This is a genomic window from Rhodococcus sp. LB1, assembly GCF_001583455.1.
GTDB classification, from domain to species: domain Bacteria; phylum Actinomycetota; class Actinomycetes; order Mycobacteriales; family Mycobacteriaceae; genus Rhodococcus_F; species Rhodococcus_F opacus.
Map to the genome: position 1 here is coordinate 1 of NZ_LTCZ01000251.1, position 12,106 is coordinate 12,106.

Genomic DNA, 12,106 nt, shown 5'->3' on the forward strand with positions numbered 1-12,106 from the left:
ACGGCCACCCGTCGTTGCCGACGCACCCGGCGATCGTGGCCGCGTATCTGGTCGACGCCGCCGACACCCTCCCCGGCGCAGGGGAGAAGGCATACTCACCGACGACGTTGAACCGGTGGGTATCGGTGATCGGCCACTACCAGCGCACCGCGAACCTGCGAAACCCCTGCACCGAGGCCCTGGTGACCTCCACCCTGACCGGGATTCGCCGCACCTACGCCACCAACGGCGACCGACCCCGCAATCCCCGGGCCCCGTTGCTGACCTCGGACATCGTCACCATCGTGCAATCCGCCCGGCAGGCTGTTACCGGCTGGGCCACCGAGGTCCACGAACGCCGCGACAGCGCGCTGCTATTGATGGGATTCGCCGGGGCGTTCCGGCGCAGCGACCTCGTCGCACTGCACTGCGGGGACGTGACCGTGCACCGCCTGGACGGGGTGCATGTGCGGTTGCGGCGGTCGAAGACCGACCAAGAGGGCACCGGCACGGTGCGGGCGTTGCCGTTCACCACCAACCACCACACATGCCCACCGTGCGCGTATGTTCGGTGGGCGCAGGTCGTCGCCGCATTCGACATGGCCGGCCGACCAGGGCTGATCCGGTTGCTGCGCACCGCCCAGCCGTTCGAGCACCATGTCTGCCGATCGGCGTTGCCGCGCATGCGAGCTCGGGCCCCGTTGTTCCGGGCGATCGCCAAGAACGGCAACCTCTCCGACACCGCGTTATCGGGTGCGGCGGTGCATGCGTCGATCCGACGCCGCGCCCAGGCCGCCGGCTACGACGGCAGCATTGTTGCCCAACTCGGCGGACACTCGCTGCGGGCCGGGTTCGTCACCCAGGCCTTCCGCAACGGCGCCGACGCGCACGCGATCATGCGCCAGACCGGCCACACCAACCCCGCGACCGTGGAGCTTTACGCCCGCGAACACGCCCCACTGGTGGAACGCCGTCACCGAGATCGGGCTCTGAGCGTGTACGTCGACCTCGGCAGCACCCCACCAGGACTGAGTGAGTGCCCACCGCCGGTGGTGCCCAGGCGGTACAGGCACGACTGGGCGTTGTTCGTCGACTGGTGCCAGGCCTGCGATCACCGAGTACTGCCGACACAGCCGAGTGTGCTGGCGGAGTTCCTCGCCGACCATCCGGCGGCCGACGGAACGCAGCGTCGCCGGGTCACCGCGATCAACACCGTCCACACCACCGCCGGCTTGCCGGCGCCGGGCCGCGCGGAGACGATCCGGCAGCTGGTCAACAACGCGCGCGCCGACCGGCTGGCCCAGGTCGGGAAGCGGGTGGCGCAGGTGCTGCCACGAATTCCGGTCACCGGGTGGCCTGGCGGGTTGTTCGGCCGACGCGACGCTCTCCTGCTATCCCTGGCGGCAGCGGGGTTGAGTTTCTAGGAGATCGCCCGAATGCGGCGCAGCGACATCACCGCCGAGCGCGACACGCTCGTTCTCAGGGCAGGGGAGGAGGGCTGGGTTCGCGTCACCACAGAATCCGGCGTCGACCCCACCGCCGTGTATTGGAATTGGGTGGAGGTGCTCGGCTTTCTGGACCGGTACCCGAGCACCCAACTCCTCGCTGGCCGCCTCGACAAAGGTGCGGAGCTAGCGGCCTTCGCAGCCAACGCGCGTCGCGACGGACGGCCGCTGCTCACACCCATCGACAGGTGGGGCCACACCCCCTTCGCCCCGACTCCGCTGACCGGACACTCCGTCGCCGGCCAGGTTCGGGCGCACCTGACTGGGCAAGCACCCGTACACAAGCGGCCTCCGGCCAGGACGCCCACGCTGTTACACGAGAACGCGGTGGCCCCGGTCGCGGTCGATGTCGACCAGGACTACTACGACCGCGGCATCGTCGCCCGCCGCAACGCCCACACCCGCCTCGAGACCGTCACCGACATCCTCGACGGCATCGACGACGAAGCCGACAAACTTCTCGCCGACCTGCTCGCCATCCTCGACCGCACCGAAATCGACTGACGGAGTACTGGTCCCGACGCAGGGGATCTTCGTGAGGCGGGGCGGACGCCGATCGATGAACTGCAGGGTTGTTCCACATTGGAACACAGGCGGGCTGGAACCTGCCTCTACCTTTGATTCACGCACCGTGGCGGCCATCACATTGGCGCTCCACCGCTGCCGAGGGTCACAACGCCCGCGGACCCTTTGCTCTGCTACCACCCTTTCCAGGAGAATCAAATGACAAGTACAGCATCGTCGCCGCCTGCGATGACTCCCCGCCGTGCGGCGACAGCGGCGCTCCTCGGCAGTGCGCTGGAGTACTACGACTTCTTCGTGTACGGCGCCGCGGCCGCTCTGGTCTTCAACGTGCTGTTCTTTCCGGCTGGCAACCCTACGGTTGCGCTCATCGCATCATTCGCCACCTTCGCCGTGGGGTACGTGGCCCGCCCCGTCGGCGCGGTGGTGATGGGGCACTTCGGCGACCGGCTCGGCCGTAAACGCGTCATGCTGGCCACCGTCGTGATGATGGGCGTCGCGTCCTTTGCCATCGGGTGCCTTCCGACATATGAGCAGGTCGGCCTTCTCGCACCGGTACTCCTCGTCGCTCTCCGCGTCGTTCAAGGGTTCTCCGCCGGAGCCGAATCGGCGGGAGCGTCGACGTTGACCGTGGAGCATTCCCCGGTCGGACGCCGGGGATTCTTCACCAGTTTCGTGATGGTCGGCTACGCGGTCGGCTGCTCACTGGCCACCGTCGTGTTTCTCCCGGTCGCGATGCTGCCCCACGACGCGCTCTACACCTGGGGCTGGCGAATTCCCTTCTGGCTCAGCGCCGTAGTCGTCGTCATCACCTATTACGTGCGCAGCCATCTGGACGAAACTCCGGCGTTCACCGAAGCGAAAGAGGGAAGCGAAGTCCGGAAGCGGCCGCTGAACGACGTGATCAAGTATCACTGGCGCGACGTGATCCGTGTCGCCGGAGCATCGCTGATGGCGTCGATGCAAACCTTGTTCGCCGTGTTCAGCCTGTCGTATGCCACCTCGGTCGGGGTGGATCGTGGCGCGATGCTCGCCATCATCTCCGGGGCAATAGCGTTGTCGATTATCACCATCCCTGCAGCCGGCTACCTCTCCGACGTGATCGGCCGGAAGCGAACGATGCTGATCGGTGCCGTCGGCGGTGCGCTCAGTATCTTCGCGTACCTGTGGGCGATCTCCACAACAAATATCCTGCTGATCGCGATCTTCGCGTTCGTCAACATGTCAGTGTTCTTCAGCTGCTACAACGGCGTGTGGACGTCGTTCTTCGCCGAGCAATTCCCCGCACCCGTCCGATTCACGGGAATGGCCGTCAGCAACCAGCTCGGTAACCTCCTTGCAGGATTCGCTCCGCTGATCGCCGCCCTGCTCCTGAGCACGGGCCCGTCGGGCTGGCTTCCGGTGGCGTTCTTCGGTGCGATTGCCACCGGAATCGGTGCGATCGCGGTTGTCGGTATGCGCGAGACGTCGAAGACTCCCGCAGAATTGCTCGGCGGTCCGAGAACTGCAGAGCTGACCGGTCAATTGAGCTCGCCTGAACATTCTGACCTTTCCAAACGGCCTGCAGACGCAACGATGAGTTAGTCCGTCACGGCTCCCTGATGAACAGCCCCCGCGGTGGACCGCGGGGGCTGTTCGCGGATCGAGGCTCGGACGGCGGGGCCGTCTCACACAGGGATAGCCGGATTGCCCGAGGTCACGGACCGGCAGCGATCATTCGTTCCGCGGCATCAATTTTCAGGACCGGCAGTCTCGAGGACAGGGTGGTGCGGCCGATACCAGAATTGAGGTCTCGCGCTCGGTTGCTTGGTGCGGGTCAGCGAGGACCAGGAAATAGACCGGGGAGGCCTTGGTCAACGCCAGGCCAACAGGCCTTGGAGCGCCCTTCTCGGTCCCAAAGTTGGCGAAAGGTGTTTCACATTGGAACGCAGCGGTGTTGGAACCTTCTTCTATCTTTGATCTAGACGCCGTGGCGGCCATCACATCGAGGCGGCCGCGGAAGATAGGACACAGGACACGGATGAGGCATCAACCGACCTGGTCCGAAACCACCAAGTAAGACCCGTGGTGGTGCCGCGCGCGTGGTGCCGCCACATCCCTCTCTCTTTCCCCGCATCTTCTTCCTCTGCATCTGAACGACACAGGAGTTCGCCATGTCTGCCCAGACCTCTTTGCGCACCGTTGACGCCGTTGTCATCGGCGCCGGCTTCGGCGGCATCTACGCCGTCCACAAGCTGCACCACGAACTCGGCCTCACCACGGTCGGTTTCGACAAGGCGGACGGTCCCGGCGGCACCTGGTACTGGAACCGCTACCCGGGCGCCCTCTCCGACACGGAGAGTCACCTTTACCGCTTCTCCTTTGACCGCGACCTGCTGCAGGACGGCACCTGGAAGAGCACCTACATCACCCAGCCCGAGATCCTCGAATACCTCGAGGGTGTCGTCGACCGTTTCGACCTGCGCCGCCACTTCCGGTTCGGCACCGAGGTCAAATCTGCGATCTACCTGGACGACGAGGGAGTGTGGGAGGTCACCACCGGCGCCGGTGACGTGTACCGGGCAACCTATGTGATCAACGCCGTCGGACTGCTCTCCGCCATCAATCTCCCCAACCTGCCCGGCCTGGACACCTTCGAGGGCGAGACCATCCACACCGCCGCCTGGCCGGAGGGCAAGAGCCTCGCGGGCCGCCGCGTCGGGGTGATCGGCACCGGCTCCACCGGCCAGCAGGTCATCACGGCCCTGGCGCCGGAGGTCGAGCACCTCACCGTTTTCGTCCGGACCCCGCAGTACTCCGTCCCGGTCGGCAAGCGTCCCGTGACCGCGGAGCAGATCGATGCGGTCAAGGCGGAGTACGAGGGGATCTGGACGCAGGTCAAGGGTTCGTCGGTGGCCTTCGGCTTCGAGGAGAGCACCGTGCCGGCGATGAGTGTTTCGGAGGAGGAGCGCCGCCGCGTCTACGAGGAGGCCTGGCAGCACGGCGGCGGTTTCCGGTTCATGTTCGCCACCTTCGGTGACATTGCCACGGACGAGGAGGCCAACGAGACCGCCGCGTCCTTCATCCGTTCCAAGATCGCCGAGACGATCGAGGACCCGGAGACGGCCCGCAAGCTGATGCCGACGGGCCTGTTCGCCCGGCGCCCACTGTGCGACGACGGCTATTACCAGGTCTTCAACCAGCCGAACGTCGAGGCCGTTGCCATCAAGGAGAATCCGATCCGCGAGGTCACCGCCAAGGGTGTGGTGACCGAGGACGGGGTCCTGCACGAGGTGGACGTGCTCGTCTTCGCCACCGGGTTCGATGCCGTGGATGGCAACTACCGGCGGATGGAGATCCGCGGCCGCGACGGCCTGCACATCAACGACCACTGGAACGGACAGCCGACCAGCTACCTGGGCATCTCCACCGCGAACTTCCCCAACTGGTTCATGGTCCTTGGCCCCAACGGCCCGTTCACGAACCTGCCACCGAGCATCGAGACCCAGGTCGAGTGGATCAGCGACACCATCGACTACGCCGAACGCACCGGACTGCGTGCGATCGAGCCCACGCCGGAGGCCGAGGCCGCATGGACCGCGACTTGCACGGACATCGCGAACGCCACCCTGTTCACGAAGGGGAATTCGTGGATCTTCGGCGCGAACGTCCCGGGCAAGGAGCCCAGCGTCCTGTTCTACCTGGGCGGGCTCGGCAACTACCGCGGCGTCCTGACCGACGTCACCGCCAACGACTACCGCGGCTTCGAGCTGACATCGGCCGACACCGTCCCGGCCTGAGTCCGCATCCGTAGCCCAGAACTGCCTGGTGCCATCGAACCCGATGGCACCCGGCCCCGTCTCAACCACACAGGAGAACACCCATGGGTGTCTACACCACCATCGACCCGGCAACCGGAGACCAGATCGCCCAGTACCCGGAGATCTCGGATGCGGAGCTGGACGCTCTCATCGGCCGCAGCACGGCGGCCTACCGCTCCTGGCGCACCACGCCGCTGGAGCAGCGCCGCGCCGTCCTCACCCGGGCCGCCGAGATCCACCGCGAGCAGGCCGAAGAGCTGGCCAAGCTCCTGACCTCGGAAATGGGCAAGCCCCTCGCGCAGGCCAAGGGCGAGGTGGAGCTGGTCGCGTCGATCTACCAGTTCTACGCCGACCATGTCGAGGAGTACACGGCGGACGAACCCCTCGACATCACGGGGCCCGGCACGGCCGTCGTCCGCACCGAGCCGATCGGCCCGCTCGTCGGGGTCATGCCGTGGAACTACCCCTACTACCAGGTGGCACGTTTCGCCGCCCCGAACATCGCCCTGGGCAACACGATCATCCTCAAGCACGCGCGGAACTGCCCGCAGTCCGCCCTCGCCATCGAACGGGTACTCGCCGAGGCCGGGTTGCCCGCGGGCGTGTACCTCAACGCCTTCATCTCCTCCGCGCAAGTCGCGAATACCGTTGCGGATCCCCGTGTCCAGGGTGTGTCGCTGACCGGATCCGAGAAGGCCGGGTCCGCCGTCGGCGAGGTCGCCGGACGGCACATGAAGAAATGCGTGCTCGAACTCGGCGGCTCCGACCCGTTCATCGTCCTCGACGACGCCGACGTCGAGGCGGCGGCGAGCGCCGCGGTCGTCGGGCGGCTCGGTAACGGCGGGCAGGCGTGCACCGCGTCGAAGCGGTTCCTCGTCGAGGAACGTGTGTACGAGGAGTTCGTGCAGAAATTCGTCGACGGGATGGCCGGCTGGCAGCCCGGCGACCCGACCAGCCCCGACACGAAGCTCGGACCGATGGCGTCGAACGCGGGGGTCGAGGAACTGGACGAGCTTGTCCAGGACGCGATCTCACACGGTGCCGACGTCCTGCTGGGCGGTAGCCGGCCGGCCGGACCCGGGGCCTACTACCCGCCTACCGTCCTGGCGGGCGTCACGCGTGAGATGCGTGCGTTCCGTGAGGAGTTGTTCGGTCCGGTGGCGGTCGTGTACCGCGTCGGGTCGATGGACGAGGCGATCGACCTGGCCAACGACTCCCCGTTCGGCCTCTCGTCCAGCGTGTTCACGTCGGACCCGGACAAGGCCGACCGCGTGGCCGCGGTGCTCGAGACCGGCATGGTCTGGATCAACGGCACCAGCAAGAGTTCGCCCGATCTGCCGTTCGGCGGTGTCAAGGGATCGGGGTTCGGCCGCGAACTCGCCAAGTTCGGCTTCAACGAATTCGCCAACAAGAAGCTGGTTCGAAATCCGAAGGGAACGAAATGACCAAGCGTGTTGAAGGCAAAATCGCCGTCGTGACCGGTGGCGCCACGGGTATGGGGCGCACGCACGCCCAGCTGTTGGCGGAAGAGGGTGCGGCCGTCGTAGTCACCGACATCGACGTCGAGGGTGGCAGGGAGACCGTCAAGCTGATCGAGAAGGACGGCGGGACTGCGTCTTTCGTGCAGCATGACGTCTCGAGTTCGGCCGACTGGAAGGTTGTCGTCGACCATGCCGTCGAGTCCCACGGACGCGTCGACATCCTGGTGAACAATGCGGGCATCCTCGCCTTCAAGTCACTGCAGGACACCGAGGAAGACGTGTGGGACCGCATCTTCGCGGTCAACGCCAAGGGCACGTACCTGGGTTGCAAGACGATCATCCCGGCGATGAAAGAGTCGAAGGCGCCGTCGATCGTCAACATCTCGTCGATGTACGGGATCATCGGCGCGCCCAATGCGGCCGCCTACGAGGCATCGAAGGGTGCCGTGCGGACTCTGACGAAGGCCGCTGCGGTGGACCTGCAAGAGTTCGGGATTCGCGTGAACTCTGTGCACCCGGGGGTGATTGCGACGGCGATGACAAACGACATCCTGGCCGACCCCGAAGGGGAGAAGGCTCTCCTGGGCACCACTATCCTGGGCCGCGCGGCCCAGCCGGGGGAGGTGTCCACCGTGGTGCTGTTCCTGGCCTCGGAGGAATCGTCGTTCATGACCGGGTCCGAAGTCGTCGTCGACGGCGGCTACATCGCTCAATAGGAGCGGCTTTGCTTGATCAGTGCACCGCTCCTCGGGTGGCATCAGCCGAGGAGCGGTGCACTGCGGTCGTTCTGGGCTGCTCCAGATCAGGCCGCGAAAGAAGGGAGCAGTGTGGTGACCAGCCGCCTTCCGAACCCGTCGTCCATGGGCGCGCCACTGAGGAAGAACCGGTAATAGATGGGGCCGAGCAACAGATCGGTGACCATTTCGGGGTCGAGGTCAGCCCTCAGCTCTCCTCTGGAGATGCCGCGTTCCACCAGTGCGCTCACGTCCGCCAACCGGTGGCTCACCACCTGGTCCCGGTAGACATGTGCGAGTTCGGGATCCGCAGCGACCTCCGACACCAGGCCCTTCATGACCAGGCCCATCAGAGAAGTGCACATGAGCTCCACGGTCCGGTCGACCAGGATCACCAGTTCGGACCACGTGTCCGCACGATACGGCTGGGTGCTCACCTCATCGACCATGTCCAGCAGGACAGCCAGTGCCAGATCGTTCTTGGACCGGTACCGCCGGTAGATCGTGGTCTTCGCTACTCCCGACCGGGCCGCCACGCCTTCGACTGTCAGGTTGCCGAATCCGTTCTCCGCGAGCAATTCCCGTGTGGCGTCGAGGACCGCTCGTTGCGTCCGGGCGCGCCGCTTGTCGTGCCCGGATCCTGCACTCCGGGGTGTTCCGTCGTCGCCCGCCTTCGAGATGTTCACTTCGGCCGCCCTTTCAATTGTCCGCCGGCAAATGCTACCATCGATACGCAACGTAGCGTTTTATAGGCTACCGCTCGTCGCCTACCGGCAAATCGAAGAGGAATATCCCCATGACCACAGATCGCTACCAGCGCGGCCTCGACCGCATGATGGAGCTCGTCTCCCCCGAGCACACCAACACCTTTGACCACGTCAAGCTCGTGGAGTCCTACAAGAGCCTGGACGCCGACCTGTCCGACTACATCGTCTCCTTCGCCTTCGGGGACATCTACTCCCGAACCAGCCTGACCCAGCAGGAGCAGACGATGGTGACCATCTCCACGCTGGTCGCCCTGGGCACCGAACCCCAGTTGAAGTTGCACATCAACACCGGGTTCAACGTGGGCCTGACCAAAGAGAAGATCGTCGGTGCCCTGATCCAGTGCATCCCCTACGTCGGGTTCCCGCGCGTGCTCAACGGCCTGACCCTCGTCAAGCAGGTCATGGCAGAGCGGGGTCTCGACGCGGAGTCCCCCACGGACTGAGCCGATTTCGTCTCGTCCCGGCGTCCTCGTGACGCCCGCCGAACCCGCCGACAGCTCGATGACTCGCCATGCCGGTCCGGCATCTTCTCTCACAACCTTCTCTCTCACACTCGAGGAACGCTCATGCACTTGGTAATCGGACTCGGACCCATCGGCGGAAACATCGGCGCACATCTCGCCCAGCTGGGGCAGGAGGTGTACGGCTACGACTTCAACACCGAACGCGTGCGCGAGTGGTCGGAAGAGGCCGCGTCGCCGGCCGGCAGCGACCTGGCGGCACTCGACTGGCCGTCCATTGACAGCGTCCACGTCGCGGTGCGGCTGGCGGACCAAGTCTCGTCCGTGTTCACCGCGCTCCAGGAACACACTGCGCGGCCGCTGACCGTCTTCGTCCACACCACGCTCGCGCCCGCGGACGCCCAGAGGATCATGTCTTCGGCCCCGGACAACTGGCGCGTCTTCGAGGCCCCCGTCTCGGGTGGCCCCCAGGGTGCCCGCCAAGGCTCGATGACCATCTTCCTCGCCGGACCTGACACCGTCCCAGCGGAGGACCGGCTGTTGGCCGACATCTCCGGCCGCGTCTTTTCGATGGAGTCCTACGGGCAACCGGCCCTGGTGAAACTCCTCAACAATGCGCTGGCCACCTACAACCTGGCCGCCACCGCACGGATGCTCAACCTCGCAGCCGAACACGGGGTGCCGGCCAAGGGCCTTTTCGAGGTGATCGGCGTGTCGACCGGCCAGAGCTGGATGAGTGACAACCTCGTCGACGTCCAGTACGACCTGCTACTCAAGGACGTCGGACTGCTCCGCGGCGAACTCGGGTCACTGCCCTCCGCAGATCTCGACGACGACGTCGAACAGGCGATCCTTCAGGCGAGAGCGCTGCTCGGCGCCGATCCCCAGGTATGAGCCGTGTGCGGGGCGGTGGAACTGTACCCGCGTCACCACTGCTCGGCCCGGCGTCGATGACATTCCTCTAAAGGCCCAACGTCCTCGCCTTGCGAGCACGCACCAGGCGACGGGCCGGGTCGCCGTGGGTGCGCGAGGCCGGGCCGGACTGCTCGCGGAGGACGTCGGCTCGTCCAACTCGAAAGGATTCCCGGGTGCTCTTGCCCCTGCGCGCAACCCGTCACCGCATGCGCCCCTGGTTCGTTGATTTCTTCGCCTTGCGCGGCGCGCGGGGAACCATCGCCGTCCCTGCAAGCGGGCATCATCTCCTCCGTGACGGTGGTGGTCTCCTGCCTGCTGTTCGGACCACAGCTGGGTGCGATCTCCCTGTTCGGCTCGATGCTCGCTCTGTGGGAGGCCGAGCGGCCGCTGTGGGCGCGGGTGCGCAATGGGCTGCTGATCGCCTCGACGATGAGCGTCGCGATGGGCCTCGGCGTCATCGTCGCCCCCTATCGGTGGGCGACCATCCCGGCGATCGTGCTGCTCATCCTGACCGCCGCCGTTGCCTACCACGCATTCCTGCTGACCCGGGGGCCCGGTCCCCTTCTTCTGTTCTACGGTGCCGTCCTCGGCACCTATTTCGGCATGGACCCGCATCTCGGATGGAAAATCGTCGGAATCACGGCCTTTGCCGCCCTGTTCGCCGGCTGCCTGACGCTGCTCGCCCTGGTCACCGACCCGCACCGCCCGGAGCGCCGTGCGATTGCCGACGCCCGGCGCGCCGTCGAGCGCTACCGCGCCACCGCCTCGAGCGCATCCGAAATCGCTCCTGCTGCCGAGCGGTCACGCAGACTCCTAGCAGATGCATATGCCGCCGTGAACCGTGCCTGGCTGACACTGAACTCCGCCCACCCAGCCACCGCTGGCCGCGGCCATCACCACCGCGAAGGCGAACTCCTCACCGTCAACCGGGACCTGGCTGCCGGCGTCCTGGACAGTTCCCACGTTTCCGGCCAGGTGCGCACGCTCTCTCCCGACACCCCGCTGCTGCTCGGCCGACCCAGCCTCTCCTTCCTGCTGGCCCATGCCCTGCGCCGGGACTCGGTCGCCTGGTTCACGGCGTGGAGAATCGGCCTTGCCGCAGGGGTCGCCGGCGTCGCCAGCGAACTGGCGGGCATCGGACACCCCTACTGGGCGATCCTCACGGCCGCACTCGTGCTGCATCAATGGACCGGTCGCCGTGCCACCACGCGGCGGGCTGCCCACCGCGCGGTCGGCACGATCGTCGGACTCTTCGTCGTCGCGCTCGTCGTGGTCCTCGACCCCGGCCCCTGGTGGGTCGTGGCGATCATCGTCGTCTGCTTGATCGGACAAGACCTTCTCGTCCCGTTCAACTACTTCCTCGCCCTCATCCTCGTGACCCCTATGTCGCTGCTCGCCATCGAAGCCACCGGCCAGGGCGGTACCCCCTCGGGGCTGCTCATGGATCGGCTGCTCGGCACCCTCCTCGGAGTTGCCATCGCCGTGGCCATCACCTGGGCCACCAGCTACCGGTTCCCCGAACGTCTCCTCCGCGCCCAAAACGCCCGGGTGGGAACCGCTATCGCCGCCGTCGAGGGCCACAATGCGGACGGCACAGCATTCACTCCGGCCGGACGCAGGGCGCGCGTCGAACTCAGCTACGAACTCACCCACCACCTCAGCGTCCTCGACCGCGCTGCCGCCGAGGACCCGCGACCGACGTCCCTGAAGGACACCGACGACGTACTGATTGTCGACGGCTACACGGCGCTGGCGAAAGCCTGGGTTTGATGGAGGTTTGCTGCTGTCCTGGAGAAGGCAGTGCCGTCACTTGTCATCCGGCCGAGCTCACCCAGGGGCGGGCGCGGAGACGATCAGTGGAAGGCTGAGATGCCGGTGATGTCGCGACCCACGAGAAGTGCCTGAATCGAGTCCGTCCCCTCCTAGTGTCCTGAGTCTTTAA

At 66.1% G+C, this 12,106-nt stretch carries 10 protein-coding genes and 1 pseudogene; 10 read left to right on the forward strand and 1 reads right to left on the reverse strand.

Annotated features, from left to right (window positions below; all coding sequences use genetic code 11):
- The 7 genes and pseudogenes from AZG88_RS50700 to AZG88_RS28310 form a co-directional block, all read left to right on the forward strand.
- Window positions 1-972: pseudogene (locus AZG88_RS50700) on the forward strand (site-specific integrase); the annotation flags it as partial.
- Window positions 973-974: 2 nt separating this feature from the next.
- Window positions 975-1,403: a hypothetical protein gene (locus AZG88_RS54335; RefSeq protein WP_231914235.1), complete on the forward strand. Its 429-nt coding sequence runs from the start codon at window positions 975-977 to the stop codon at window positions 1,401-1,403.
- Window positions 1,404-1,415: 12 nt separating this feature from the next.
- On the forward strand, window positions 1,416-1,988 hold the full coding sequence (locus AZG88_RS54340) for a hypothetical protein (protein ID WP_231914236.1): 573 nt from the start codon (window positions 1,416-1,418) through the stop codon (window positions 1,986-1,988).
- Window positions 1,989-2,207: 219 nt separating this feature from the next.
- Window positions 2,208-3,590, forward strand: coding sequence for an MFS transporter (locus AZG88_RS28295; protein WP_231914237.1), 1,383 nt, complete (start codon window positions 2,208-2,210; stop codon window positions 3,588-3,590).
- Window positions 3,591-4,159: 569 nt separating this feature from the next.
- A complete protein-coding gene (locus AZG88_RS28300; protein WP_061699807.1) occupies window positions 4,160-5,785 on the forward strand; it encodes a flavin-containing monooxygenase in 1,626 nt (541 codons plus the stop codon).
- A gap of 83 nt (window positions 5,786-5,868) precedes the next feature.
- Entirely contained in the window at window positions 5,869-7,251 is a 1,383-nt protein-coding gene (locus AZG88_RS28305; RefSeq protein ID WP_061699808.1) for an NAD-dependent succinate-semialdehyde dehydrogenase, read from the forward strand.
- The gene (locus AZG88_RS28310; protein WP_061043210.1) at window positions 7,248-8,003 is read left to right on the forward strand and encodes a glucose 1-dehydrogenase; all 756 of its coding nucleotides are present in this window, start codon (window positions 7,248-7,250) and stop codon (window positions 8,001-8,003) included. The genes AZG88_RS28305 and AZG88_RS28310 overlap by 4 nt, the downstream gene beginning before the upstream one ends.
- An 86-nt stretch (window positions 8,004-8,089) precedes the next feature.
- Here the strand turns inward: AZG88_RS28310 and AZG88_RS28315 are convergent, their stop codons facing one another.
- The gene (locus AZG88_RS28315) at window positions 8,090-8,707 is read right to left on the reverse strand and encodes a TetR/AcrR family transcriptional regulator (protein ID WP_061043211.1); all 618 of its coding nucleotides are present in this window, start codon (window positions 8,705-8,707) and stop codon (window positions 8,090-8,092) included.
- Window positions 8,708-8,817: 110 nt separating this feature from the next.
- Here AZG88_RS28315 and AZG88_RS28320 point away from each other — a divergent pair, with 110 nt between their 5' ends.
- From AZG88_RS28320 to AZG88_RS28330, 3 genes are all read left to right on the forward strand, one after another.
- Window positions 8,818-9,231 carry a carboxymuconolactone decarboxylase family protein gene (locus AZG88_RS28320; RefSeq protein ID WP_061043212.1) on the forward strand — a complete coding sequence of 138 codons (414 nt, stop codon included), beginning with the start codon at window positions 8,818-8,820 and terminating at the stop codon, window positions 9,229-9,231.
- A 123-nt stretch (window positions 9,232-9,354) separates the two neighbouring features.
- Entirely contained in the window at window positions 9,355-10,143 is a 789-nt protein-coding gene (locus tag AZG88_RS28325) for an NAD(P)-dependent oxidoreductase (protein ID WP_061699809.1), read from the forward strand.
- A 312-nt stretch (window positions 10,144-10,455) separates the two neighbouring features.
- Entirely contained in the window at window positions 10,456-11,934 is a 1,479-nt protein-coding gene (locus AZG88_RS28330) for an FUSC family protein (RefSeq protein WP_156517647.1), read from the forward strand.
- The last annotated feature ends 172 nt before the right edge of the window (window positions 11,935-12,106 follow it).

Excerpts from the sequence above, each read along its gene's own strand:
- AZG88_RS28295 (WP_231914237.1), top strand. The coding sequence starts at position 2,208 with ATGACAAGTACAGCATCGTCGCCGCCTGCGATGACTCCCCGCCGTGCG.
- AZG88_RS28305 (WP_061699808.1), top strand. The coding sequence starts at position 5,869 with ATGGGTGTCTACACCACCATCGACCCGGCAACCGGAGACCAGATCGCC.
- AZG88_RS28310 (WP_061043210.1), top strand. The coding sequence starts at position 7,248 with ATGACCAAGCGTGTTGAAGGCAAAATCGCCGTCGTGACCGGTGGCGCC.
- AZG88_RS28320 (WP_061043212.1), top strand. The coding sequence starts at position 8,818 with ATGACCACAGATCGCTACCAGCGCGGCCTCGACCGCATGATGGAGCTC.
- AZG88_RS28300 (WP_061699807.1), top strand. The coding sequence starts at position 4,160 with ATGTCTGCCCAGACCTCTTTGCGCACCGTTGACGCCGTTGTCATCGGC.
- AZG88_RS54340 (WP_231914236.1), top strand. The coding sequence starts at position 1,416 with ATGCGGCGCAGCGACATCACCGCCGAGCGCGACACGCTCGTTCTCAGG.
- AZG88_RS28325 (WP_061699809.1), top strand. The coding sequence starts at position 9,355 with ATGCACTTGGTAATCGGACTCGGACCCATCGGCGGAAACATCGGCGCA.